The following is a 26,126-nucleotide window of genomic DNA, read 5'->3' on the forward strand; positions in this document are numbered from 1 at the left end:
GGATTTACCTCGCTCTCTTCTTGTCGATGAACTGGGCGATCTCCCGCACCGTGTTGAGCGGATACAGCATCAGGTCCTGATTCGTGATCGCCATGCCGTACGTCTTCTCAATGTGTGCGATCAGCGCGGTGGCGCCGATGGAATCGATATATCCGTAGTCGAACAAATGCACGTCGGGCGTGAATTCGTCGTCGTCTTCTTCAATCTCGTAGCGGTTGCGAATGTGCGATTCCAGCTCTTGCAGCAAATCCTGCATGGTCGTTGCCTCCTCGGATCGGATGAATGATGAGAAAACGGAGGGCGCTCTGCGATGCGGATGCGGCCCTCCTGTTCAACGGGTTATCGTTAAATTACGGCTTCGGACGGATGGTCAGCGTGACCCCTTTCCCGAAATGCGTGACGGTGTACGTCGATTGCGCTTCATTGCGCTCCACGGTCAAGCCCTCGGCTCCTTCAACGGCAATCGAGCTACTGCTGCGAAGCTGAATCTGCTGCATGCCCGCCGCCTTCAGCTGCAGCGTCCAGGTGTCACCGGACGTCTTCAGCTCGTAAGGCACATTGACGCGAAGCAGATGCATTGCTTGCTCTTTGGCGTCCGACTCCGCAGCCGATGTGAAGCGAACCTCCGTACGCTTCGGCACGCCCAGATAGAGCTTGCCTTCCCGCACGTCGTGCACGTCCGCGCCCAAGGCGGTCGCCTGCTTGTCCGCATAAGGCGCGCCGCGTTCCACGACAAGCCCGAGCGTGCCCGCATATTCCGCAGCCTGGGCAGGGACGCCGTTCACATCGGGCTCCACCTCGAAGCTCGGATCGCGGTGCACGCCCGCCAGCCGCGCCAGTCGGTCCAGTACGACCGCCCGCCATGGGCGGGTCACCTTGACCCGGGTCGTCAGCGTGTTCATGAACGAGCGCGCCATTTGGGTCTCGGTCATGAAGTTGTAGCTCTTGTCATTGCGGATGCCGTCCAAATAGCGTACGAATTCAAGCAGCGGCGCTACTTGGGACGGGAAATGATACTCGATGTGCTCGAAATAATCGATCGGCAGATCAAGGGCCGTGTACGCCTCGAACAAATCCTTGGTCGAGTTGTGCGCGTCCGTCCGGAGCACCGGGGCCGGCGTGTACAGCATCATGGGCTGCTTCATGTCCGGCTTTCCGGAGGTGTCCGTCATTAGGAACGGCAGGCCCCAGTAATATTCGATGCTGAGCCGGGGCTCCGTCCCGATATTGGACGGCTTGAAGCCGAAGTTGAACCAGATATCTGCAGCCCGTTCATTGTTCAGCGTCTGCGACCGGTCCGGGTTGTTGATGCGCCACGTGTGCTGGTTCGTTCCCGTCATCTTCCATGGGATGCCGAGCTTGTCGAAGGCCAGCTTATGCAGCGCAATCTCCTGCTTCTCCTGAGCATCGCTCGTAAAATTGTGCATGAACAGGTGCGGATACAGCTCCAGGTCATGCGCTTTCGTATAGTGAATGAACTCGCCGAGTTGAGCGGCATAAGGGAACTTCGGATCGTCGATCGTCGATGGGATGCCGAATTCGAGCTGTCCGACGATCAAATCGTCCTTGCCGTCGTGATTTAAGTCGTACCAGAGCGGTACGGAGTTGTGTCCCCCGACGAGCGCGTGGCTGCCGAGCTGGTTCGTGCTCGCGCCCTCGATGACGCCGGCATCGCGCCAGGCGATGCTGCCGGGCGTCGGGCCCGGCTGCTGCAGGTACACGCGCAGGTCGCCCTCCAGGCTGCCGATCACCAGATCGGCGCGTCCGTCCCCGTCCATGTCCCGGATGGACGGAGCGGCAAAAGGTGCGGGCAGCTTGAACTGCACGCTGCCCGGGCCCCAGGCGAGCTTGCCCGACGGGCCCCGCTCGCCGCGGTACAGCGTCACCGTGCCGTCCGCCCCCCCGACCACGAGGTCGGGGATGCCGCTGCCGGTGACGTTGCCCACGGCCACGCCTGCCGGAGCCGCTGCCGTGATCGGGCGCCCGCCCGCGAGCAGCGGGACGGGCGCGGTGAAGGTGCCGCCGGCTTCGCCGTAGGCGACCGCGAGCGTGCCGTCGGCCCGGCCGATCACGAGATCCGGCCGGCCGTCGCCGTTCAGGTCGTACGCCGCCACGGAGGCGTACTTGCCTGCCGTCAGCGGCTCGCCGCTGCGCTGACGCAGCACTTCACGCCGGCCGAAGGCGTCCGGCGGCTTCAGTCCCGCGGGCAATTGCTGCCCGCCGTAAGCTTCCGCCGACGGCCCGGCCCTTCGGTACACATAGATCGCGCCGTCGCCCGAGCCGACGATCAGGTCGGGCCGTCCGTCGCCGTCCAGATCCGCGATCGCCGGGTAGGCCCGGTACGGGAGCGTGATCGGATCGCCGAGCGACTTGTACTCGGGATAATTGGCGAGCCGGACTGCCTGTCCGTCCGCCATGAGCCGCGTCCCGCTCGAGTAGAACGAGTTCGGCGTCTCACCGGCGAAGGCGGGCTTCTCGTTCGTGCCCGTGTTGAGGTGCACCGCTACGGATTCCTGCCAACGGCCCCAGGTGAACGAGGAACGGTCCAGCGAGAAGGACGGCACCTGCTTGTACTTCTTCAGCAGCTCCGCCCACTGAATGCCTTCGCCGTCGCGGATCGCCTCCAGCGCCTCGAAGTGGTTCTGGTAAGCCATCGCCGGCCGGCCGTAAGGGCCAAGCACCTTCTTCACGCTGTACCCGAGTTTCTCCTTCGAGACGAACGCGGCGTACTCGCTGCGAAACAGCGCGCTTCCGGTAGCGAACGTCGAGTGAAAAAACGGCTTCATCGGCAGCTGCGTCAGATTGAAATAGAGCGCGCCGGGCACCGGCTTCTTCGCCGCATTGACGGCTGCGGCCACCTGATCGAAGCCGAGCTTCGAATCCATGCCGCCGGCGAGGTCGTAGCCGGTGATGTAATACCGGTTCGGCAGCAGCGTGCCGCTGAAGAAGACGGTGCCTTTGCCGTAACGGTTCAGCGTGTACAGCGAGACATCCCCCAAGGAGACGACGGTCTCTGCGGTTGAGGGAATGATCCCCTTGCCCCAGGAAAAATCCTTCAGCCCGTCGGCAGGGTCATGCCGGTAATACGTATCGGCAAACTGCTTGACGAGCGCCTGAAGCGATTGCAGGTTATATTCCGTCTCCGGGAAGGACAGCGGATCGGCGTCGCCGACCGTATCCGTTCCGGAGGTTTTGCGCTGCGGCGGCTTCACGTCGACGATTCGCTGCGCACCGAGAAGGTCTGGCGGCAGATCGCCCGCAAATGCATTTTCAAGGAACAAATGTCCGCCCTCTCGCACATAATTCCGAAGCAGCTCGATCTGTGCCGGGGTTAACTGTGCGTGAAGGGACGGATCCAGATAAACGGTGTCGTAAGCCTGCAGCTTCCGGAGGTTCAGGCTTCCCAAAGCTTGTCGTTCCAGCTTCAGGTTGGCTACCAACGATTGCTGCAGGTGGCCGTATGCGGCCGTGTCGTATGCGCCATCCTGCGTGGCGTAAAGCATGCGGACGGACAGCTCCTTGGTGGCGGTTAAGCCCCATGCGAGCAGCGCCGCAGCCAGCAGCAGGATTGCGAGCAGCGCGGCCTTGCGCGGGTGTGCCCGAATCAATGCAATCCCTCAATTATTCATAGGTTAGACTATCCTTGCCATTATAGCACGGATGGCGGGCTTTGTTAACTTGTGCCCGAGGGTGGAGGAGAAGGGGGACGGACGATCCGCACAAAAAAAACGTCCGCCCGGCAAGCAGGCGAACGGATCGGAGAATCAGCACCCGCCCTGCTTGTCCGGGGCATCCTGCGGAAGATGGCATACCGTCCGGTTGCGCCCTTCCGCCTTGGCGCGGTATAACGCTTTGTCGGCCCAGTCGATCAGGTGCTTATCGGTCATCCCCGGCTGGGGAATCACCGTGGCGCAGCCAAGACTGACGGTGACGTGATCCGCAATCGGCGAGGTGGCATGCGGCATGTTCAGGGTTTCCACGGACCGGCGCAACCGTTCGGCGATCGCCAGCGCTTCCGCTTGCTTCGCCCCCGCCAGCACCGCGGCGAACTCCTCGCCGCCGTAACGGGCGATCAGGTGCGGGGTATTTTGCAGCAGTCCGGCGGCCGCGAGCGCGATATTTTTCAGGATTTCGTCGCCGCCCTGGTGACCGCAGGTGTCATTGTAAGGCTTGAAATAATCCACGTCGAACAGGATGACGGAAATGGGCGTGCCCTCTTCCGCGGCCGTAAGCCATGCGTTGCCGAGAAAACGGTCCAGCTTGCGGCGGTTGGCGATGCCGGTAAGGCCGTCGAGGTCGGACAGCTTCTGCAGTGCGGCGAGCGCTTCCTGCAGCTTCCGTTCCGTCAGCTTGCGGTCGGTAATTTCACGGACGGTCGCCAGATAGGCGGACTAGTCCTCATAGACGATGGGGGAGATGGACAGCTCCACGATAATTTCTTTGCCGGTCAGCATAGTGCAGTGCAGCTCCACGAGATCGATGGCTTCCGCCCCGGCGCCCATGGCTTTCCATCTTCGAAGCAGCTCATCCCGGCCGTCCGCCCGGACGAAATCGATAAAGGAGCGTCCCAGCAATTCCTCGCGGGAACCGGCGCCGAGCAGTCTCAGACCCATATCGTTCACGAACAGAATGCGGTCCGCCGTCTGCACGAATACGGCATCGGGCGATTGGGAGATCAGGCGCCTGTACCGCTTCTCGCTTTCAGCCAGCTTGAGTCCTTCGGCATGCGATCGCAATATATATTGGTAAACATAGACGGCGAGCAGGCCGACAACGTTGGAGAAGGTCCACATGAAGATCAGAATGCATAGAGCGTCCGCTTGTTGGCCCAAATGGTACAGGCTGATGCATATGGATATGGAGTTGCTGATCATAAAAAAGGTGTCCAGCAGTAAAAAGCGTAAAAGCGTAATGCCGCGGCGGCCTCCCAGCCATCCGCATACGGCACCCAGCATCATAAGGTTTATGGACGCCACGACCGCAGGGAATGTCGGGCCCCCGAACAGGGTCAGCCGCCCTGTGGCAATAATCGACGCGGCGATCAGCGCGGGGAGGGGACCGCCTCCCAAGGCCGCAACAATGATCGGAATGTGCCTAAGATCAATAATTATGGAATTGATTGGAATGCTGAACAGCATCAGCACGAGCCCTAACAATCCGTACAGGAAACCGGCGGCGAGCTTTATTTTCCATGGCGAGCTTCGGTAAAGCGGAAATTTACGGAACCAATGCCCGATGAAGAAGAAGGAGGACACCAGAAGCGACGCGTGAAACACGAAATCTTTGAGCATTGGCGGGTAACCCTCCGTTCTGGACAGGTAAATAGATGCTTGCGAAAGAAAAAGATTCGGCGCTTTCAGCGCTGGACGCTTTATGAATAAGATATTCGTCATCTTTTGACATACCTCCTGCATATTTGCGAAATATCAAAGAATTTTTAGGTATTTATACCTATGGATATTTCCATTCGTTTGAATTCGCTTGCCTGCCGCTTTTCTGATAAACTATAAGGATGGGGAGAAATCCCGATTTGGATTTGAAGGAAGGAATGAACTATGCGCGAAGTACGCAAGTCTGATATAGAGCTTCTAGCACCTGCAGGCGACTGGGATTGTCTGCGCGCGGCCGTGGCGAACGGCGCGAACGCGGTCTTTTTCGGGGTGGAGAAATTCAACGCCCGGGCCCGGGCGAACAACTTCAAGATGGATGAGCTGCCGGACATCATGTCCTTTTTGCACCGGTACGGGGTGAAGGGGTTCCTGACATTCAATATTCTGGTATTCGAGGAAGAGCTGACGGATGCGAAGGAGCTGATCGACGCCTGTATCGAGGCGGGGGTCGATGCGGTCATCGTGCAGGATCTCGGTCTCGTGGGAATGATCCGGGAGATCTCGCCGGACTTTCCGATTCACGGATCGACCCAGATGACGATTACGTCGCCGGAGGCCGTCGAGTTTACGAAGCCGTTCGATATCGAGCGCGTCGTGCTCGGCCGGGAGAACAACCTGAAGCAGATCAAGCAGATCGGGGACCAGGCGAAGCTTCCGATGGAAGTGTTCGTGCACGGCGCGCTGTGCGTATCTTATTCGGGGCAGTGCCTGACGTCCGAAATGTGGGGCGGCCGCTCGGCCAACCGGGGGGAATGTGCTCAGGCGTGCCGTCTGCCGTACGATCTAATGGTCGACGGCGTGGAGAAGCCGATGGGCGACGTGGCTTATCTGCTCTCGCCGAAGGACCTTGCAGCGCTGGAGCTAGTGCCGGAGCTGATCGAGGCGGGGGTGACGTCCTTCAAGATCGAGGGCCGTCTCAAGAGTCCGGAGTACGTGGCCAACGTGGTTGGCAAATACCGTGCGGCGATCGACCGTTATTTCGACGGGAAGGACGCGAACCCGACGAAGGAAGAGCTGCGGGAGCTCGAGCAGAGCTTCTCGCGCGGGTTTACGCACGGCTTCCTGAAAGGAACGAACAACAAGCAGCTCGTCGAGGGCACGTACCCGAAGAGCCGCGGCGTCTATTTGGGCCGGGTGAAGCAGGTGCTGCGCGACGCGGTGCTGTGCGAGTTGGAGGCGCCGTTGAAGCGGGGCGACGGCATCGTATTTGACGCTGGTGACCCGACGAAGAAGGAAGAGGGCGGACGGGTGTACGACCTGCGCCGTCAAGGCCGGAAGATGGAGGGTGAAGCGCCGGGGGGCCTCGTGGAGATCGTCCCGGGGCGCAATGATGTCCAGCTTGGCCGGGTGCATGTGGGCGACCGGATCTGGAAGACGAACGATCCGCATCTGGATAAGCGTCTTCGCCAAACGTACGAAACGGATAAGCCGTACCGGGTATTCCCCGTACGCGTCATGGTGACGGGCTCTGCGGGCCAGCTGCTGAAGAGCGTCTGGACGGACACAGCGGAGGGGCATACGGTGACGGTAGAATCCGAGCTGGCGCTCGTTCCGGCGGAGAAGCGTCCGATGGACGCCGCCTTGTTCGAGGAGCAGTTCGGGCGGCTCGGGGGCACGATCTTCGAACTGGAGTCGGTCGACGTGCATTTGAACGGCGAGCTGATCGTGCCGATGCGGGAGCTGAACCAGATGCGCCGTCAGGCGGTGGAGCTGCTTACCTCGCAGCGGGAGCGGCCGCGGACTTACATCAAGCGTTCCGTGGACGTGTATGCCGATGCGGCGCAGCCGGCGGAGCGGAAGCGTTCGGGGCTGACGGCCTTGTGCCGCAGTCTGGAGCAGGTCGAGGCAGCCTGCCGGACGAACGTGGACCTCATCTATGCGGATTTCGAGTTTATCAAGCAGTTCCCGGCGGCGGTGGAAGCCGTACGCGCGGCCGGCAAACGGATCGCGCTGGCGACGCCACGCATCCATATGCCGGGTGAGACGGGCTACTTCAAAAATATATTGAACCTGAGCCCGGACGCGGTACTGCTCCGCAATACCGGCGCGGTGTACTGGTTCCTGCGCTATAAGGCGGAGCATCCGCAGGAGCGGATGCCGGAGCTGATCGGCGACTTCTCGCTCAACATCGCCAATCACAAGGCCGCGGCGCTGTTCCTTGAAGCGGGCTTGTCCCGCGTGACGCCGTCGTACGACCTCAACGTCCAGCAGATGGTCGATTTGCTCCGCCGTACGGATACGAGCCGGATGGAGGTCGTCATCCATCAGCATTTGCCGATGTTCCATACGGAGCATTGCGTCTACTGTACGTTCCTGAGCGAGGGAACGGACTATACGAACTGCGGCCGTCCGTGCGAAGACCACAGGGCCTCGCTGAAGGACCGGGTCGGCTTCTCCCATCCGGTACGGGTGGATGAGGGGTGCCGCAACACCGTGTACAACGCAATCGACCAATCCGGTGCGGAATATTTGGCCAACTTCATGGAGCTGGGCGTCTCCAAGTTCCGCGTGGAGTTCCTGGAGGAAACAGCGGAGAAGGTGCACGAGGTGCTGTCGCTTTATGAGCGGGCGCTGGAGGGCCGGATCAGCGGAACCCAGGTATGGAAGACGCTGAAGGCGACGAATCAGCTTGGGGTTACGCGGGGACAATTGGTGAAGTAAAGAATAGTTATAGGCCTGCAAACAGATCCTGGTTGCAGGCCTTTTTGTGCTGACCGCTACGTTCAATCATGAAACAGATGAAATTTATAACATTCATGTGGGTGTACAAACCATTGAGGGACCTTTAACCATCCGTTCTACGTGAAGGACAAAGGGTGGACGTTCGTCAAAGACCTCAAGGTCGGTGACTTGCTTGTTCAGAGCGATGGGAATACACTCAAGGTAGACAGCATCGTACTGGAACAGAAGCACGCCACGGTTTACAACATGACGGTTGACGAGTTCCATACCTACTTCGTCAGTGACCTTGGGATTTGGGTGCATAATACTGGTGCTTGTAATTTCACTTTCCCGAAATCAGGGAAGGATATGAAAAAAGTTTTTGGAATTGATGAAAAAACATTCCATAAGGAAGTTAAACCCGAGGTTCTCAAGCAAATAAAAAATGACCCTGTTTATGGCAAGGAATTTAAGAAGACGGGTAATAATCCAGACATTGGTGTAGACGATTTAGGAAATATTGTTTTGAAGGATGTAAGGACTGGAAAAACGCTTCAAACAGATTGGAGTTTTGAAAGTTTCTTGCCGTAGAGAAAGGAGTAAACTATGTCATTTGAATTAAACATTCTAGTCTTACAACAAGAAATTGCTGAACAAATTCCTTTTGAGTCTCCTCTTAAACTGCAAATTGAGTCAAATGAGATACTTCCACATGCAATGTTTTGGCCGTTCATGAGTTCGAACAAAGGAACATGGTACATTGTTGGTGTTGAGGAGGACGATTTTTTCAGTGCGTCGCCAGTACTTGATTCAGAATTTGAATCTGTAGAAGATAAAGATTTACCATACTGGGTAAATGATGAGGATGCAAAATCTAATCTAACCTCACTTAAAATCTCTGACACTTATAGAGAAGAATTATTCAAACTCATGAGATGCTTATTAAAGCAATCTCCAATCAGGTCAATAATGTTTATGTCGAGGTATCAAGGTGGAGATAAGGAAGTAATATGCGGTGTACTTTCACTCGATGAGTTTATTGATTTACAAGAACAAGGGAAAGTATTATTCAATGTATCTTATATTATTAGACACGTAGAATAGCGTTAGTTGACCTTGAGGGCAGTAATCCTCAGCCCCGTATGATATATTCCTCAAATCCAATGACGCAATTCACATAATGTGTTGAACTTTATACCCCTTTTCAGTTATATTCCGAACCCGTTAGAACACTAAAATCATCAGCGGCGTGATAGCCTTGTTATTTTCAATTTCGGACAGTCTATTGCAATCGTCAAATTTAAAAGTCAGAAAAAATATGTACATAGTCGCCATAATTTTTTCAATAGCAATTCTATCAATAAGTGTAATACCGCATCTCTTCTAAAGTTTAATTTGTTAAGTGTTCAGTCCCCTTTTTGATGCATTGTAGGCGGGCATCAGCGGGTTAACCGGAGCGCTGTTAAACGGCAGTACCATCCGAATCAATAACCGTCCGGTAGATTCGGTGTCTCAAAGCGTATATCAGAATGTGTATCTCGTCTTTAAAGGAGATCCGATTTCATCCGGTGTCCTCAATGTCACCATCGAAGGATTGACCAAGTCGGGCGGCGGCACCATGCCGATTCCGGTAGCGCCTTTGACGATTCCGTTCTACCGCGAAAATTAATTTCTTCCCCAAACAGGCTGAGGCGCTCAGGTGCTTCGGCCTGTTTCTATTTGTTCACAATTTGAACACAAATTTTTAATCTGTTTTTCAGGTTCGGTTAATCTGGGTTTAGGTTTACGCTTGTATATTGATTCTTGGTTAAGTCTGATGAAAGATGGAAATGGCTGTAGGTAGGAAAATGTTGCTTTGATGGGAGGTTATGACGTGCTTGAGGTCAAACAAGTAAGCAAGCTGTACGAGAACCAGAGAGGGGTCCAGAGCGTTGATTTCTCAATGAGCCGCGGCGAAATCGTCGGGTTCCTCGGACCGAACGGCGCCGGGAAGACAACGACCATGCGGATGATTACCGGGTACCTCAACCCGACGCACGGGAGTATTCTGATCGACGGCTTGTCCATGGCCGAGCATCCGAAGAAGGCCCGGCAGAAGATCGGCTATTTGCCGGAGACGCCGCCGCTGTATCCCGAAATGTCCGTCATCGCGTATTTGCGGTTTATCGCGGACCTGCGCGGCATTCCGGCGAAGGAGCAGAAGAACCGGATCGACGAGGTCATCGAGCGGCTGGGGCTTGAGGGACGGGAGCGGCAAGTCATCCGCAGCCTGTCCAAGGGCTATAAGCAGCGGATCGGCCTGGCGCAGGCGATTCTGCACAATCCGGATCTGCTCATTCTGGACGAGCCCACCTCCGGCCTCGATCCGAAGCAGATCATCGAGATTCGGCAGCTCATCCGGGAGCTGGGAGAGAATCATACCGTGCTGCTCAGCACGCACATCCTGCCGGAGATCAACGCGCTGTGCAACCGCGTACTCATCATCAACCAAGGGAAGATCGTTCTGGACGGGCAGCCGGATCAGCTTGCGAACTCGATGGGCGATACGTTCGAGGTTTCGCTTGAGGTGAAGGGACCGCGCGAGCGCATTCTGGCCGAGCTGCGCAGCATGCCGGAAGTATCGGGCGTGCGCGAGCTGGCGGCAGAAGCGGCCGGGGCCGAAGGGCTGACCGATGCCGAAGCGACGACCGCCGATGCGGACAATGCGAACGAAGCGGACCGGGTGCCGGCAGCCGCCGCTGAAACGCAGGGAGCGGTGAAGGTTCTCGTAACCGCCGCCGACCGTACGGATATTCGTGAGGCGCTGTTCTATCGGATGGCGGAGAAGCGTTACCCGATTCTCGGGATGAAGAAGGAATCGCTCAGCCTGGAGGACATCTTCCTGAAGCTGACGACGAACGAGTCGCTGGAAGGCTCTTCGGACGGCGGAGCGGGGAATGCGTCCGCAAGCGGTGCAAAGGACAAGGAGGTGACGCCGGATGCGTAAAACGTGGGCTATTTCGAAGAAAGAGCTGCAGATGTATTTTTACTCGCCGACGGCCTATGCGGCGTTTGCCTTCTTTTTCCTGATCGCAGGCTACTTCTTCAGTGCGAACTTTCTGTATCCGCCGAACGTGGTGGATATCCGGCCGGTGGTCGGCAATATTTCGTTTATTTACTTGTTTATCATTCCGCTGCTGACCATGCGGCTTGTTTCCGACGAGCTTCGCCAAGGAACGGATGAGCTGCTGCTCACCTCTCCGGCCAGCATTACGGAAATCGTAGTCGGCAAATATGTCTCGGCCCTCATCGTGCAGCTGCTGCTTGTGGCGGGCAGCCTGCTGTTTCCGCTCATCCTGAGCGCTTACGGCAAGCTGGACCAGCCGATTCTGTGGCTGTCCTACCTGTCCATGTTCCTGATGGGAGCGGCGATGATGGCGATTGGTCTGTTCGCTTCCTCGCTGTCGGCCCATCAGATGGTGTCGGGGATCAGCGCGTTTGCGATATTGCTCGTCTTCTGGACGATTGATTGGCTTGGCGATACGGTAGGCGGCAAGATCAAGGACTACCTCGGCCTGTTTTCGATTATCGGACGCGCGGGCAATCTGCAGAAGGGCGTTCTGAATTTCGCCGATGTCCTGTTCTATGTCACGCTGATCATCGTGTTCGTCGTGCTGAGCATTCAAGTGCTGGAGCGCAAACGCTGGAGATAAACGACTACCGCTTATGGCGCTGAGGCAGCGCCGAGCAGAAGGGGGAAAGGCAATTGAACAAGTGGATACGCGGTACGAATGCGGTCGTGCTGTCGCTCGCCGTGATCGGCATATTCATCGTCCTGACGATTTTTCTCAATTCCACGAAGAGCCTTCAGGTCGATTTGACGCAAAATAAGAAGTTCACGCTCTCCGATCAAACCGTGAACACGCTGAAATCGCTGGATAAAGATGTTCACATCATCTCGCTGACAAGCGACCAGACCGATCCGTATATTAACAGGCAAGTTGTGGATCTGGTACAGGAATATAAGAAGCGCAACAGCAAGATCACGTTCGACGAATACGATCTCGTGAAGCAGCCGGCGGTCGCCAAGCAGTACGATGCGGACCCGGCGGGCACCCTCGTGGTGGAGAGCGGGACGCAGAAGAAATCGATCTTCTACTCTGACATGTTCCTCCCGGGCCAGCAGCAGGGAGAGTACAAATTCAGCGGCGAGGAGAAGCTGACTCAGGCGCTTGTGAACCTGAACAGCAAGGTGAAGACGAAGGTCTACTTCCTGTCCGGCCATAACGAAATTCCGCTCAATCAGATGAACCTGTGGAAGACCGGGCTGGAGAACGCCAATTACGAGGTGGCCGACCTTAACCTGCTGCGCGAGGGCAAAATTCCGGACGATGCACAGACGCTCTTCATCATCGGACCGCAGAACGATATCAGCGACAAGGAAGCCGATCTGATCAAGACGTATTTGAACGGCAACGGCAAGCTGTACCTGTCTCTCGGCTTCGACCCCGATATGGCGACCAAATGGAAAAATATCGACACGATCATGACCGCTTACGGAATCAAGGATCAGCATGCGGTGGCGATCGAGCCGAAGCAGAGCAAGCTTTTCGATCCGCTCACGATCATTCCGGAGTATGGTACACATGACATTACGAAGAAACTGGCGGACTACAATCTGCTGACGATGATGAATCTTGCGGTCTCACTGAATGCGGACCAGCCGGTAGCCGATTATCCGGTCACGTCCATCCTGAAGACGACCGCACAAGCCTATGGCGAGACGGATCTCAAGCAGCTTGCAACGAACGGCCGAACCTCTAAGGATGCGAGCGACATCAATGGTCCGCTGAATTTGGGTTATGTTGTGCAGACGAAGGATAACAAACCGAAGGCGGTCGTGCTGGGCGGCTCTACGCTGTTCGTCGACCAATTCATCCAGCAGCAGGGCAACCGGGATTTTGCGCTTAACACGGTAGGCTGGCTGCAGGAGCAGAAGGATCAAGTGACCATCCGTCCGCGTGAAGGGGATGCGGTGCAGCAGGCGCTCATTACGGGCGGTCAAGCAAATATGATCTTCTACGGTACGGTGCTGCTCTTCCCGTTACTCTTCCTGATCGTCGGCGGGACGGTCTGGTGGAGGAGGAGAAAAGGATGAAGAAGTTCATCCCTACCTTGATCTTGGTGGTGCTTTGCATCGGCGGCTTCTGGTATGCGTCGAGCAAAGATTTTTTTAAAGAGAAAAAACCGGATGCTCCGGCGCTGGTTACGGTGAAAAAGGAAGATGTGGCAAGCTACGCCATCAAGAGCGGAGATACGGCCGTTGAAATTCAGCAAAAGGACGGGAAATGGACGATGGCGAAGCCGTCCCCGCTGCCGCTGAACGACTTCTCGACGACGGGCTGGGTCGATTCCTTCAACGGAGCGACCAAGGACAAGACGGTGGATGCGAATCCGAAGGACCTCGCCCAGTTCGGGCTGGATAAGCCGAAGCAGGAATTCAGCGTAACGATGAAGGACGGCACGACGCACACGCTGTCGATCGGCGATCCCGTAGCCGTTCAGGGCTTCGATTATGCGAAGTTCAGCGGCTCTCCCGAGGTGTTCCAGATCAGCGATACTACGGTCAAGGCCCTTGATAAGAAGCCTCTGGACTTCATGGAGAAAAGTCCGGTGACGCTCAACTACGAGCAGGTTCGCTCGCTCTCGGTCGACTGGAAAGGACAGCAGTGGACGCTGACCAAGTCCGAGCCGGACAAGAAATCGTTCGAAGCGAACTGGAAGCTGGGGGATAAGGAGGTCAAGGGCGCCGATGCGAGCAACTATCTCGACAAAGCCGCCTTCCTCTCGACCAACGAGCTGGTCAAGCCTGCGTCCGATGTGAAGGGGCTGGACGCTCCGGAGCTGAAGATCATGGTCAAGGAAGCAGATCAGGCCGGCAAAGAAACGACGAATGTGTACGCAGGCAAGGTGGAAGGCAGCAACGTTTGGATTGCGCAGCAGGGCGGTCCGTGGGCTTTCGCCGTTCCGGCCGATTCGGTCCAGGCGCTGTCCGACCAAGGGAAGGATAAGCCTCCTGCAACGGCGGCTCCTACCGATGGAACGCAAGCGCCTGCCGGGACACCATCCCCGGGCGCCGCTCCGGCCGGAGGGAAATAAGCAATGAAGAAGCACCCTGATTCCTGATCAAGGAAGCAGGGTGCTTTTTGTACGTTGAAAGAGTTTATAAGTTTTCGCAACTTATAGCTTCGCATCAACCTTGATAAACGCGCTGGTCCTTGTAAGACAAGGATGGCGTAGCCGTTTATCCTGATGAGATCGGTCATGCCTATCACGGAATGAAGGATTGGGCCGGCTTGTCACGATCCTTTACTGCGGCTTCTCTTAGCAGCAGCGTCAATGCTTCGATCTCAAGAGGACGCGAATAAAAGAAGCCTTGACTCCACTTCGATGTGTCTCACGTCCGCTCCGAACGGCTCGGCTATCTGCTCGATCCACTGTACGACAGGACGATGGACGAACAAACCGGCCGAGAAATTCTCGGCCACCGGCAGCAGCGGCAAGCCTTCATCCTGCCAGGCCCTAAGCTGCCGGCATACTTCCCGAAGCACCCATTCGGTCATCGGAATGATCAGTCCGGACTCCTCAGCGATCGGGATGAATTCACCCGGGGAAATCAAGCCGAGCTCCGGGTGCATCCAGCGAACAAGCGCCTCCATCCCGGCGATTTTACCCGTGATGCTGTCCATTTGCGGCTGATAAAGAAGCCGGAACTGCTGCTCCTCCACGGCGCGCCGCAGGTCCCCCGTCATCCGGATCTTATGAAGCATATTCGAGCCCATGGATTCGTCGAACAGCTTCCAGCCGTTGCCGCCCTCCGCCTTCACCCGGTAAAGGGCCGTATCCGCGTTCTTGAGGAGCCCCTCCCCGCTCTCGCCGTGCTCCGGATAAAGCGCTATACCGAAGCTTGCCCTGACGACGATCTCATACCCCTCCAGCAGAAACGGTTCCTGCAGCAGACCCATCATTTCCGTAGCCACGGCGGTGGCTTTGGCGGCTTTCCCGGCGCCATAGAGCAGCAGGACGAATTCATCGCCGCCCATGCGGGCGAAGCAGGCGCCGTCCAGATCGACGAGCTTCGTCACCCGCTCGACCCCGTACTGCAGCTGCCGGTCCCCGGCATCGATGGACCCGTCTCCTCGTTGTTTTCAACATAAGCGGCAAAGCCGCGAAGAAGCGCTACCTTCCGGTTAAGGGCGGAGGAGAGGGAGGCCGTATTCGCGATCAGTCCGACCTGGGCGGTATTGTAAGTTTTATTGATCAACGTTTTTTCATAATCGTCGAATAACTTCCATATGAACAAACCCACTCCGATTGTGGCCGCCGCGATGAGCGGCGCTGCTAATTTCTTCATCGAAACTCCTTCGGGGCCATGCTTCATGCCCATTGCTGATACATGGGTGACTTGTAATTTTTTTCGACACCAATTATCTTCTTTCGACATAAAGGACTAAATTCCTAAAAAGATCATAAAATATTCACAAAATTTATACATATATTCCCACGGACGGGACAACCTAATTTTTGTAAACGCCGAAAGGAGGAAAGCCCGAGATGTTCAGCCCAAGCAACCCGCAGCAAAACCAGAACGCGGTCAGCTCCAAGGAACTGGCTTACATAACCGACTGTCTCAAAAATGAAGAACTGCTCGCGAAGCTCGCCATTCACGGGATGGCTGACAGCTATACGCCCCAGCTGAAGCAGAAGCTGGCTCAGGTCGCACAGGACCGTCTGCACAATACGGATCAATTGCTTAGAACGCTGCAGCAGCATACCCAAATGACCCATTAAAGTGATATACGGAGGTTTACAACGATGTATCAGCAAACGAACTACGGCAGCACGCAAGCTTCGGGAATGCAGCATACCCATCTTGGGGAGCAGGATTGGGGCAATCTGGTTCTCTCCGAGCTGAAGCGTACCGCAAGAGAGTATACTACGGCATCGCTCGAAGCGAGCCACCCGGCCATTCGGCAAACGTTCGCTTCTTTGATTCAAAAGACGCTGCAGGACCAGGCCGAGCTGTTCAGCCTGCTGTCCCAAATGAACGGCTACGGGAACGTTCAAATGGCGCAGCCTCAAGAAATTCAGCAGGACCTGCAGCAGCAGGTTCGGCGGGCGGAGCAGCTGCAAGCCTTTGTCCAGCAGGCCGTTCAATCGGGCTATGCCGGCGCCGCGGCTTATCAGCAAACCGCGCAGCAGGTTCAGCAGCAACAGCAGCCAGCCTATCAACAGCAGTCCGTCTACCCGCAGCAGCCATCGTTCCCATCGGCGCAGGTCGGATACATGAGCCAAGGACAAAGCTCGAGCCCTGGCTTCCAATCCCCATATGCGAGCCAAAGCTTTAGCCCGGGCACGGCTGGTACTACATCCGGCTATGCAAGCTCGTCCGCTTACTCCCAGAACCAAGCCGGTTCCACTCAGCAGGACGCCGCCGATGCGCAGGACTTTGCGGCGAGAGCCTCGCAGGATTATGTGAGCAATAAGTACAGCAGCGGCTCGCAGAGCAGCCAGGAGTCAAGCTACAGCTCCTCGTTGGGCACATCGGGCACGGCACGCAGCGGCTACCACTTCACCGGCAGCTCGAGCGATTCGGCTGCCGCCGGCGCCGGCCCGTCCTCGATGCAGTAGACGGTAACCAAGACGCAGCAGAGCAGTGCCCCCCATGCCTGCAAATATATGATGTAAGTACAGACGCTAGTCCCCGGCTGACCGTAACGGTCAATCGGGGATTTTTTTCGTTATCGCGTTTGAAGGGCTTGTCCCTAATAGTTGCAATTGCAACTAATATAAACCTATTGTACAATAGTGGCAAATGCAACGAATTTCGATTTGCGGGAGGAACGGATGATTGATCAGAAGTATACCATCCCAAGGTGGATGTCCCTCATCTACCGCTGCGGACAAATGTACATTGGCGAGAGGCTCAAGAACTATGAAATCGGCAAAGGCCAGCACATCTTCCTGAACGCCCTCTATAAGGAGGACGGACTCAGCCAGGAGGAGCTTTCAAGCTATCTGAGAATCGACAAAGGAACGACGGCCAAGGCTTTGAAGAAGCTGGAGGCGCTGGGCTATGTCACACGGCAGGTGCGCGATGAGGACCGGAGGTCTTACCGCGTATTTCTGACGGATAAGGCGCTTGGGATTAAGGATCAGGTGCGGGGCGTGCTGATGGACTGGAGGCATATTCTGACCTACGGATTTACCGAAGAAGAGAAGGAATCGGCGCTGCAGCTGCTCGAACGGATGGGGAGCAACGTGACCCGTTTTATAGAGGACGGGACAGCGCAGGACCTTACGAAAGATTGAGACGAAACGGCAGGTGGCATCATTAATGAGTATTCGGGATGCGGGGGCAAGGCTCGTCAACAACCATTTTCATGCGCTGACCCACACAAATTTTCGTTATTTCTGGTTCGGCCAATGCGTCTCCCTGATCGGGACCTGGATGCAAAATATCGGGCAATCCTGGCTCGTCCTTACCTTAACGGGCTCGCCCTTCCTGCTCGGGCTGGTCGGGACGATTCAATTCCTGCCCGTGACATTCCTGTCGTTGTTCGCAGGGGTGCTGATCGATAAATATCCAAAGAAGCAAATCCTGCTGGTCACCCAATCGGTTTCGATGGTGCTGGCCTTGATTTTGTCGGCGCTCGTCTTTACGCATACCGTGAAATACGGCTATGTCATGACGCTTGCTTTTTTGCTCGGGTTAACGAACACCTTCGACATGCCGACGCGGCAGGCGTTCAATATCGAGATCGTCGGCAAGGAAGACCTGATGAATGCCATCGCGCTCAATTCGACGACCTTCAACTTGGCGAGAATCGTAGGGCCGGCGATCGGAGCGACGATGATGGCGTTTTTTGGGCCGGCTTGGTGTTTTTTACTGAACGGACTCAGCTTTATCGCCGTCATCTACGGGCTGCTGCAAATCAAGACCGACCCCTATGTGCGCCAAAAAAAGAAGGACATCGGCATTCTGAGGGAAATCAAAGACGGCATCGTATATATTGCAAATCATAAAATTTTGGCGCAGACGCTGCTGCTCGTCACCGTCGTCGGGACGCTGGCCTACAATTTCAATGTGCTCATCCCGGTAATGACAAAGAGCGTACTGCATCTGGATGAGAAAACGTACGGCCTCCTCATGTCCTGCCTCGGCGTCGGCTCTTTGGCCGGGGCTTTAACGATGTCGCTGCGGAGCAAGAAAGGGCCCCGCTACTCGTTGATCCTCGTATGCTGCACCTTGATCTCGGTCTTCCTGGCTCTCACCGGCATCGCCCATTCGGTCTATGGCGTCGGCGCGTTCCTCGCCTTGACCGGGCTGTGCAACATCCTGTTCTCGACGAACAGCAACTCGACGCTTCAGATCCATGCCAAGGATGAATACCGGGCGCGCGTCATGAGCGTTTATTCGCTCGTGTTCGCCGGCTCCACGCCGCTTGGCAATTTCTTCTCCGGCATGGTGGCGGAGCGGTACGGCGCGGACGGCGCTTTTATTGCCTGCGGCATTCTGCTGTTGGCCGGATTCCTGACGGTGGTTATGATTTTCCGCAAAAAGCCTTCCGTTCGGGAGGAGCAAGCGGTTTTTTAATGAAGGAACCCAGAAGTAGGGTCCCGGCGCGTATACTTTTTGGCGTTTAACCCATAATACGTACAAAAACGCCGCGCAGGAGGACCACTTCCATGAAACGATTCCTCACGCTGATGATTGCCGCCGCGCTGCTCGCCGGGTGTCAAACCCGCGACCAGCGTAACGCCGATATGAACATGAAGACGATGCAGAACACGGTAAGCCGCGACCGGCTTCTCGTTACGTTCGGGCAGCTGACGCCGCCGCCGATGGGCGCCGACATCATGACGAAGTCCGATGACCAGGTGATCGCCTGGGTCAAGCAAATCGACGACTGGACGCACCAGGTGCTCTCCTCGCCGGTTACCGGCGAAATGGACCGGTATGCGATGAGGGAAATGCAGACGCATCTGACCCAGGTGTACACGCCGGAGATGGCTCAGCGGCTGGTCGCTAATTTTTACCGGCTGGATACGACAACCGGCACTTATCAGGCCAACAGCACGAAGGCGATGCTGAATCTTCGCAGCAATTACCAAACCTATGAGCTGAAGCGCCAGCAGCCGGCCGCCGGACAGTACAAGCTCATGCTGAGCGGCCGGAGCCGCCAGGATTATTCGGAAACGGTCATGCAGCATGAATCGGTTTACCAGGTTCAGGGAAATCAGCTGAAGATCCAAGAGTTCAAGTCCCGAACGTAAATGCAAGATTTGCCGCGGCAGCGGCCAAGCGGAGACGGTCAGCCTTAGGGCCGGCGCTCCGCTTTTTTTGCGCTTCGGCGGCAAGTGTGCGAACGTTTGATCCCATTTGGCGTTTGACACTATACCTCCTGTGGAATAGACTTAAGAGAAGTTTGGTTTGACCAACCCTATGTTCATAGAAGGAAGAAGATCATATAGAAGCTGTATAGGAGAACAGGAGGAAACCGCTTTTGTTTTTGCGTTTGGATGAGTGGAAGCATGTGTTTAAGCTGGACCCCGATCGGGAGATCGCGGATGAAGCGCTCGAGCGGATTTGTCTCTCCGGCACGGATGCGATTATGGTGGGAGGTTCCTCGGGAGTGACCTTTGACAACACGGTGGACCTGCTGGCGCGAATCCGGCGGTACGAGGTTCCGTGCATGCTGGAAATTTCCGACCGGGAGGCGGTCGTCCCCGGGTTTGATCTGTTCTTTATCCCGATTGTGTTAAACGCCGGCGACCCCGAATGGATCATAGGCCAGCATCACGAGGCGCTGAAGGAATACGGGAACCTGCTGGATTGGAGCGAGATCGTGACGGAGGGCTACGTCATTCTGAACGCCGATTCCGAGGCGGCGCGGCTGACCCAGGCGAATGCGGATCTCAGCTTGAAGGACGTCGAAGCGTATGCCAGAATCAGCGATCGCTTGTTCCGCTGCCCCGTCTTTTACATGGAGTACAGCGGCACGTTCGGCAACATGGAGTGGGTACGGCGCGTCCGCGGACTGCTGACGGAATCCCGGCTGTTCTATGGCGGGGGGATCGACGGGCCGGAGAAGGCGCGCGAAGCGGCGTCGGCGGCGCATACGGTAGTCGTGGGCAACGCGGTGTACGAGGATTTGGAACGGGCGCTCGCCACGGTGGCGGCGGTCAAGGAATCAGGAAAGGAATCGGGGCACTATGATTAATGAAGGACAAGATATTTTCAAGGCGGTAACCAAATTGAATCCCGAGCAGCGGCGAGCCGTGGAGACGGTGGACGGACCTCTGCTCATCATGGCGGGGGCCGGATCCGGGAAAACGCGGGTGCTGACGCACCGCATCGCCTATTTGATCGCTACGCGCAAGGCCGCGCCATGGAGCATCCTGGCCATTACCTTTACGAACAAGGCGGCCAGGGAGATGCAGGAGCGCGTCAGTGCGCTCGTCGGACCGCAGGGGCAGGATATTTGGGTATCGACCTTCCACTCGATGTGCGTGCGCATCCTGCGCCGGGATATCCAGCGGATCGGATTTACCTCGAACTTTACGATTCTTGACTCGGGCGACCAGCTGTCCGTCGTGCGGAACTGCATGAAGGAGCTGAACATCGATACGAAGAAGTTCGAGCCAAAGGCCGTTCAAGCGGCGATCTCGAACGCCAAGAACGAGCTGCAAACGCCCGAGCGCGTAGAACAGAAGATCGGGGACTATTTTGACGGCATCGTGGCCAAGGTGTATAAGCTGTACCAGAAGAAGCTGCGGGCGAACAACTCGCTCGACTTCGACGACTTGATCATGACGACGATCCAGCTCTTTCAGGAACAGCCCGATGTGCTGGACTTTTATCAGAACAAGTTCATGTACATTCACGTGGACGAGTATCAGGATACGAACCGGGCGCAGTATATACTGACCCGGATGCTTGCGGACAAGCACAAGCGCATTTGCGTCGTAGGGGACAGCGACCAGTCGATTTACCGCTGGCGCGGGGCGGATATCAGCAACATTCTCGATTTCGAGAAGGATTACCCGACGGCAACGACGATCCTGTTGGAACAAAATTACCGTTCGACCTCGAACATCCTGAATGCGGCGAACAAGGTCATCGCCAACAACATGGGCCGCAAGCCGAAGAACCTATGGACCGACAAGGGCGAAGGCAACAAAATCAAGCTCTACCTGGCGGATTCGGAGCACGAGGAAGGCTATTTCATTACGGGTGAAATCCGTAAGAATGTCGAAGGCGGGCGCCGTTACAGCGACCACGCCATCCTGTACCGCACGAACGCCCAGTCCCGGGTCATCGAGGAAATTCTCATCAAATCGGATATTCCGTACCAAATCGTCGGCGGCATCAAGTTCTACGACCGCAAAGAGATCAAGGACATTCTCGCTTATTTGCGGCTCATCTCGAACCCGGACGACGACATCAGCTTCACGCGGGTCGTCAACGTGCCGAAGCGAGGCGTCGGCGACACATCGCTGGATAAGCTGGCGGCCTTCGCAGGACAGCACGGCGTATCGATGTTTGCGATACTGGAGAACGCGGATATGCTGGACGTGACGGCGAAGGCGCGCGGAGCGCTGTACCAGTTCAAGGACATGATCGAGAATCTGTACCGGATGACGGATTATTTGTCCGTCACCGAGCTGACCGAGCAGGTCTTGGAACTTTCGGGGTACCGGGAGGAGCTGAAGCGGGAAAATACGATCGAATCGCAGGCGCGGCTGGAGAACATCGACGAGTTCTTGTCCGTGACGATGGAATTCGAGAAGCGCAACGAGGATAAGTCGCTCGTCTCGTTCCTCACGGATCTCGCGCTCATTGCCGATATCGATTCGATGAATAACGAACCGGACGAGGAAGCCCGGAGCGGGGTCGTGCTGATGACGATGCACAGCGCCAAGGGTCTCGAGTTCCCCGTCGTATTCATCGTCGGGCTGGAGGAAAGCGTGTTCCCGCACAGCCGGGCGCTGATGGACAACGAGGAGCTCGAGGAGGAGCGTAGGCTCGCTTATGTTGGCATTACCCGCGCCGAGGAGGAGCTGTTCCTTACGTGCGCCCGGATGCGCACGCTCTTCGGCCGCACGGCGACCAATGCGCCGTCACGCTTTCTGAAGGAGCTGCCGGGTGAAATGATTGAGCAGGTGAGGGCCGGCGGAGGTTTCGGCAGCCGCGGCGGCGCGGCCTCCTGGGGCGGCGGCGAACGCCGCTTCGGCAGCACGGGCAGCTACGGCGGCGCCTCCGGCGCTGCTGCGCCGCAGACCGCGCCAGGACGCTCGCCCGTAAGCTTCCGTTCGCCGGGCGCTGCTCCCGCAGGCGCTTCGCCGGCGGCCGCGACTTCGGCTACAGCTTCAGCGGCTAAAGCAATAGATTTTACGATGGGAGACAAGGTTTCCCACGGCAAATGGGGCACCGGCACCGTCGTCTCCATTAAAGGCTCCGGCGACGATACCGAGCTGCAGATCGCATTCCCGGCACCTGTCGGCGTGAAGCGGCTATTGGCCAAGTTTGCACCGATTACAAAGGTCTAATCTTTATCATTATAGTAGATTATAAGAAGTAGAAGATGCTGATCTGAGAGGATGGAATTCCCGATGCGTGACGCTTTGGAAACCATGAAGGCCCTCATCGAAGAAATCAACAAACATAATTACGCTTATTACACGCTGGATGAGCCGGCGGTAAGCGATGCGGAATACGACGCGCTGTACGCCAAGCTGCTCCAGCTGGAGCAGGAAACCGGCACCATGCTGCCCTATTCCCCTACCCAGCGGGTCGGGGGGGAGCTGCTCAAGGGCTTCGATCCGCACCGCCATATGGCGCGTCTGTGGAGCCTGGACAAGGCGCAGAACCATGAAGACCTTATGGCATGGCATAACCGCGTTCAGAAGCTTGTGGGCGATTATAACGCACAGCATCCGGAAGATCCGCTGCCGGCTCCTTCGTTTGTGCTGGAGCTGAAGTTCGACGGCCTCACGCTGAACCTGACCTACGAACGCGGCGAGCTGGTCCAGGCGGCCACCCGTGGCAACGGGGTCGTCGGCGAGGGCATTCTGGCGAATGTGAAGACAATCCGGTCCATTCCGCTGCACATCCCTTACCGGGACGGCAAGATCGAGATCCAGGGCGAGGGCATCATGAATTTGTCCGTGCTGGAGGCGTATAACCAAACGGCGGCGGAGCCGCTGAAGAACGCGCGGAATGCCGCGGCGGGCGCTTTGCGCAACCTGAACCCGAGGGTAACGGCCGAGCGCAGGCTGAACGCTTATTTTTACAACGTAGGCTATTCGGAATCGCTGCAGTTTACGGATCATCAGGAAATGGTGGATTTTCTGAAGGAAAATCATTTTCGGGTCAGCCCGTTCGTGAAGTTTTTCGACAATATCGATGCGGTCGAGAAGGAATTGGAGCATATCGTCGATATTCGCGGTACGCTCGATTTCCTGATCGACGGGCTCGTTATTAAAGTAACGGATATGCGCACCCGCGAGGTGCTTGGCTATACCGATAAATTCCCGCGTTGGGCGGTAGCCTATAAATTTGAAGCCGAGGAAGCGGTAACGACACTTCAAGGCGTGGTGTGGAATGTCGGCCGGACCGGCAATAAGTATATTTTAACAAACAAAAGTTATGAACCGTTTTGTTGTTGATATAATCCAATTAAATAGAGGGTTTTAAGACTTTTGTTCAATACAAATAGGAGATAAACGAAATAAACGAAATATATACCTTTTCTGCGATGACTTTTGTTTAAGAAAGTGGAGGTGTGATATTGTGAATGTGAAAGAACAGATTGAGGATTTAAGAGCACAGGTAAAATACCACAATGAAAAATATTATGATAAGGATCAGCCAGAAATAACCGATTATGAGTATGACAAACTTTACAAAGAATTAAAAAGGCTTGAAGAAGAATTTCCAGAATTCATTAGTTCTGATTCCCCTACACAAAAAGTAGGAAGCTCTGTTAAACGTGAATTAAGAAAGGTAGAACATGATGTACCAGTAATAAGCCTACAAGATGTATTTACAAAAGAGGAAATATACAATTTTGTAAATAAAGTAAGCTCACAGGTTTCTAACCCTAAATTTGTAGTTGAGATGAAAATTGATGGTTTGACCGTAATGTTAAGGTATCACAATGGTAAATTAACGGAAGGAATTACGAGGGGGGATGGTGAGGTCGGAGAATCAGTTTACGAAAATCTTTTAGAGATAAAGTCAATTCCTAAAGAGATTTCTACTAAATTACCTTATTTAGAGGTTCGTGGGGAAGTTTATATGTCCAATGAAACCTTTGAAAAAGTATTACAGAATCAAAAAGATGCTAATGGTAAAAAATATAAAACACCAAGGAACTTAGCAGCAGGTACTTTAAGGCAGTTAGATTCAAGAGTGGTTAGAGAACGTAACCTGGATATATTCGTTTTTAATCTTGAAATATCAGAAGGTAAAGAATTCACTTCCCATAGTGAATCGTTGGATTGGTTAGAAAACCAAGGATTAAAAACAATCCCAGATTATAAAGTTTGTACAACAGCAGATGAAATATGGAAGTATGTATCAGAGATAGGAGAGAAAAGATCAACTTTATCCTTTGGTATCGATGGAGCTGTTATAAAAGTTGATAATCTGAGCGACAGGAAAGTATTGGGGACGACAAGTAAAGTGCCAAGGTGGGCTGTTGCCTTTAAATATCCACCGGAGCAAAAGGAAACGGTCATTAAAGACATTAAAGTACAAGTAGGTCGTACGGGCAGATTAACGCCTTTAGCTCTTTTAGAGCCAGTTATATTAGCAGGCACTGAAGTTTCTAAAGCGACTTTACACAATCAAGATTTTATTGATTCTAAGGATATACAAATAGGTGATACTGTTGTTATACAAAAGGCAGGCGACATAATTCCTGAAGTTGTTAGAAGCATTCCTGAGAAAAGACCGAGCAATACCGTTAAGTACACAATACCTCAAATGTGTCCTATCTGTAATTCCCCAACTGTTAGAGATGAAAACGGAGCGGATATTCGTTGTGGTGGAAACGAATGTCTAGCCCAATTGATCAGGGGAATTACCTATTTTGCTTCTAAAGATGCGATGGATATAGAAGGGTTTGGGCCAAGCTCAGTCGAGTCTCTTATGTCTGAAGGATATATCAAAAATATAGCAGATATTTATCACCTTAAAGAATATCGTGATGAGCTAATTGAGAAAGGAATAGTTGGACGGGAGAAGTCGGTTGATAACCTGCTGAATGCGATTGATAAATCAAAAGAAAATGATTTGGACCAGCTAATTACAGGGTTTGGAATAAAGAATGTAGGAAAGCAAACGGCAAGAGCGTTGACTTCTAGTTTTGCAGACATAGACGAAATTAGTAACGCTACCTACGATCAATTAATTATGTTACCGGATTTTGGTGATACAGTTGCAACTAGCGTTTTGAGTTTCTTTAGTCTTAACAGTACGCATGAATTAATTGAAAAACTGAAAAGAGCAGGTGTTAATACCCAATCAAAAGTATCAGAAATAAGCAAAGACGACAGATTTACGGGGAAAACATTTGTTATTACCGGAACGCTTCCGAATCTAAAGAGAGACGAAGCTACTCGATTAATACAAATGCATGGTGGCAAAGTATCGGGTAGTGTTTCCAAGAAAACATCATTTGTCCTTTCGGGAGAAGAAGCAGGAAGTAAATTAACAAAGGCAGAGGAATTAGGCGTTAAAATAATTAATGAGGAAGAATTTAACAATTTGTTAAAGTAAAAAAGACAACTCAGAATGGTCAAGAAGGTGTGCTTACTGAATAAGTGGCACACCTTTTATATTTATTTTATGCTTGCTACAAGCAGCGGCACACCGCGATGCGCATTCACAAGCGGCTCATGACCGAGTGCATCGGATACGACGCTTCATATCCGCTCGTCCAGCGCTATGTGGAGCTTGCGGGAGTACCGGTACCAAGAAGGTACGCTTGAACTGGACTGGCAGCCCGGCGAAGCGGACTTTTACGA

At 54.8% G+C, this 26,126-nt stretch carries 23 protein-coding genes and 1 pseudogene; 18 read left to right on the plus strand and 6 right to left on the minus strand.

Annotated features, from left to right (window positions below; all coding sequences use genetic code 11):
* Nucleotides 1-4: 4 nt before the first annotated feature.
* The 4 genes from O9H85_RS21385 to O9H85_RS21400 all read right to left on the minus strand — a co-directional run bounded on the left by O9H85_RS21385 (nt 5) and on the right by O9H85_RS21400 (nt 5,291).
* A complete protein-coding gene (locus O9H85_RS21385) occupies nt 5-256 on the minus strand; it encodes an acyl carrier protein (RefSeq protein WP_269883455.1) in 252 nt (83 codons plus the stop codon).
* Between the two features lie 94 nt (nt 257-350).
* Nucleotides 351-3,608 carry an FG-GAP repeat domain-containing protein gene (locus tag O9H85_RS21390; protein ID WP_269883456.1) on the minus strand — a complete coding sequence of 1,086 codons (3,258 nt, stop codon included), beginning with the start codon at nt 3,606-3,608 and terminating at the stop codon, nt 351-353.
* 156 nt (nt 3,609-3,764) lie between these two features.
* Entirely contained in the window at nt 3,765-4,382 is a 618-nt protein-coding gene (locus O9H85_RS21395; RefSeq protein WP_333474240.1) for a diguanylate cyclase, read from the minus strand.
* Nucleotides 4,383-4,391: 9 nt separating this feature from the next.
* Nucleotides 4,392-5,291, minus strand: coding sequence for a LytS/YhcK type 5TM receptor domain-containing protein (locus tag O9H85_RS21400; protein WP_269883457.1), 900 nt, complete (start codon nt 5,289-5,291; stop codon nt 4,392-4,394).
* A 264-nt stretch (nt 5,292-5,555) separates the two neighbouring features.
* Here O9H85_RS21400 and O9H85_RS21405 point away from each other — a divergent pair, with 264 nt between their 5' ends.
* The 8 genes from O9H85_RS21405 (at nt 5,556) to O9H85_RS21440 (ending at nt 14,189) form a co-directional block, all read left to right on the plus strand.
* A complete protein-coding gene (locus tag O9H85_RS21405; RefSeq protein ID WP_269883458.1) occupies nt 5,556-8,051 on the plus strand; it encodes a U32 family peptidase in 2,496 nt (831 codons plus the stop codon).
* 141 nt (nt 8,052-8,192) lie between these two features.
* Nucleotides 8,193-8,642, plus strand: coding sequence for a polymorphic toxin-type HINT domain-containing protein (locus O9H85_RS21410; RefSeq protein WP_269883459.1), 450 nt, complete (start codon nt 8,193-8,195; stop codon nt 8,640-8,642).
* 15 nt (nt 8,643-8,657) lie between these two features.
* Complete coding sequence (locus O9H85_RS21415; RefSeq protein WP_269883460.1) at nt 8,658-9,155, plus strand: hypothetical protein; 498 nt, start codon at nt 8,658-8,660, stop codon at nt 9,153-9,155.
* Between the two features lie 403 nt (nt 9,156-9,558).
* Complete coding sequence (locus tag O9H85_RS21420; RefSeq protein ID WP_269883461.1) at nt 9,559-9,720, plus strand: hypothetical protein; 162 nt, start codon at nt 9,559-9,561, stop codon at nt 9,718-9,720.
* Nucleotides 9,721-9,924: 204 nt separating this feature from the next.
* Nucleotides 9,925-11,037 (plus strand): ABC transporter ATP-binding protein, encoded by a 1,113-nt coding sequence (locus tag O9H85_RS21425; protein ID WP_269883462.1) that lies wholly within the window; start codon nt 9,925-9,927, stop codon nt 11,035-11,037.
* Nucleotides 11,030-11,743, plus strand: coding sequence for an ABC transporter permease subunit (locus O9H85_RS21430; RefSeq protein WP_269883463.1), 714 nt, complete (start codon nt 11,030-11,032; stop codon nt 11,741-11,743). The genes O9H85_RS21425 and O9H85_RS21430 overlap by 8 nt, the downstream gene beginning before the upstream one ends.
* 53 nt (nt 11,744-11,796) lie before the next feature.
* The gene (locus O9H85_RS21435) at nt 11,797-13,188 is read left to right on the plus strand and encodes a GldG family protein (RefSeq protein ID WP_269883464.1); all 1,392 of its coding nucleotides are present in this window, start codon (nt 11,797-11,799) and stop codon (nt 13,186-13,188) included.
* The gene (locus O9H85_RS21440) at nt 13,185-14,189 is read left to right on the plus strand and encodes a DUF4340 domain-containing protein (RefSeq protein WP_269883465.1); all 1,005 of its coding nucleotides are present in this window, start codon (nt 13,185-13,187) and stop codon (nt 14,187-14,189) included. The genes O9H85_RS21435 and O9H85_RS21440 overlap by 4 nt, the downstream gene beginning before the upstream one ends.
* A 251-nt stretch (nt 14,190-14,440) precedes the next feature.
* Here O9H85_RS21440 and O9H85_RS21445 read toward each other — a convergent pair whose 3' ends face one another.
* Together O9H85_RS21445 and O9H85_RS21450 are read right to left on the minus strand one after the other, a co-directional pair.
* The gene (locus tag O9H85_RS21445; protein ID WP_269883466.1) at nt 14,441-15,175 is read right to left on the minus strand and encodes an EAL domain-containing protein; all 735 of its coding nucleotides are present in this window, start codon (nt 15,173-15,175) and stop codon (nt 14,441-14,443) included.
* A complete protein-coding gene (locus O9H85_RS21450) occupies nt 15,172-15,444 on the minus strand; it encodes a hypothetical protein (RefSeq protein ID WP_269883467.1) in 273 nt (90 codons plus the stop codon). Before O9H85_RS21450 ends, O9H85_RS21445 begins: the two co-directional genes overlap by 4 nt.
* 200 nt (nt 15,445-15,644) lie before the next feature.
* Here O9H85_RS21450 and O9H85_RS21455 point away from each other — a divergent pair, with 200 nt between their 5' ends.
* From O9H85_RS21455 to O9H85_RS21500, 10 genes and pseudogenes are all read left to right on the plus strand, one after another.
* On the plus strand, nt 15,645-15,881 hold the full coding sequence (locus O9H85_RS21455; RefSeq protein ID WP_269883468.1) for a hypothetical protein: 237 nt from the start codon (nt 15,645-15,647) through the stop codon (nt 15,879-15,881).
* Nucleotides 15,882-15,905: 24 nt separating this feature from the next.
* Nucleotides 15,906-16,721: a spore coat protein gene (locus O9H85_RS21460; protein ID WP_269883469.1), complete on the plus strand. Its 816-nt coding sequence runs from the start codon at nt 15,906-15,908 to the stop codon at nt 16,719-16,721.
* Between the two features lie 216 nt (nt 16,722-16,937).
* On the plus strand, nt 16,938-17,402 hold the full coding sequence (locus O9H85_RS21465) for a MarR family winged helix-turn-helix transcriptional regulator (protein ID WP_269883470.1): 465 nt from the start codon (nt 16,938-16,940) through the stop codon (nt 17,400-17,402).
* A gap of 25 nt (nt 17,403-17,427) precedes the next feature.
* Nucleotides 17,428-18,687 carry an MFS transporter gene (locus O9H85_RS21470; RefSeq protein ID WP_269883471.1) on the plus strand — a complete coding sequence of 420 codons (1,260 nt, stop codon included), beginning with the start codon at nt 17,428-17,430 and terminating at the stop codon, nt 18,685-18,687.
* A gap of 92 nt (nt 18,688-18,779) precedes the next feature.
* Complete coding sequence (locus O9H85_RS21475) at nt 18,780-19,367, plus strand: hypothetical protein (protein WP_269883472.1); 588 nt, start codon at nt 18,780-18,782, stop codon at nt 19,365-19,367.
* Nucleotides 19,368-19,597: 230 nt separating this feature from the next.
* A complete protein-coding gene (pcrB, locus tag O9H85_RS21480; protein WP_269883473.1) occupies nt 19,598-20,314 on the plus strand; it encodes a heptaprenylglyceryl phosphate synthase in 717 nt (238 codons plus the stop codon).
* Nucleotides 20,307-22,643 (plus strand): DNA helicase PcrA, encoded by a 2,337-nt coding sequence (pcrA, locus tag O9H85_RS21485; protein ID WP_269883474.1) that lies wholly within the window; start codon nt 20,307-20,309, stop codon nt 22,641-22,643. Before pcrB ends, pcrA begins: the two co-directional genes overlap by 8 nt.
* Before the next feature lie 63 nt (nt 22,644-22,706).
* A pseudogene (gene ligA / locus O9H85_RS21490) lies at nt 22,707-23,714 on the plus strand (NAD-dependent DNA ligase LigA); the annotation flags it as partial.
* Between the two features lie 172 nt (nt 23,715-23,886).
* Nucleotides 23,887-25,878, plus strand: coding sequence for an NAD-dependent DNA ligase LigA (gene ligA / locus O9H85_RS21495; protein ID WP_269883475.1), 1,992 nt, complete (start codon nt 23,887-23,889; stop codon nt 25,876-25,878).
* A gap of 44 nt (nt 25,879-25,922) precedes the next feature.
* The gene (locus O9H85_RS21500; protein WP_269883476.1) at nt 25,923-26,090 is read left to right on the plus strand and encodes a hypothetical protein; all 168 of its coding nucleotides are present in this window, start codon (nt 25,923-25,925) and stop codon (nt 26,088-26,090) included.
* Nucleotides 26,091-26,126 lie beyond the last annotated feature (36 nt).

This window comes from Paenibacillus gyeongsangnamensis (assembly GCF_027533625.1).
Lineage (GTDB): Bacteria > Bacillota > Bacilli > Paenibacillales > NBRC-103111 > Paenibacillus_G > Paenibacillus_G gyeongsangnamensis.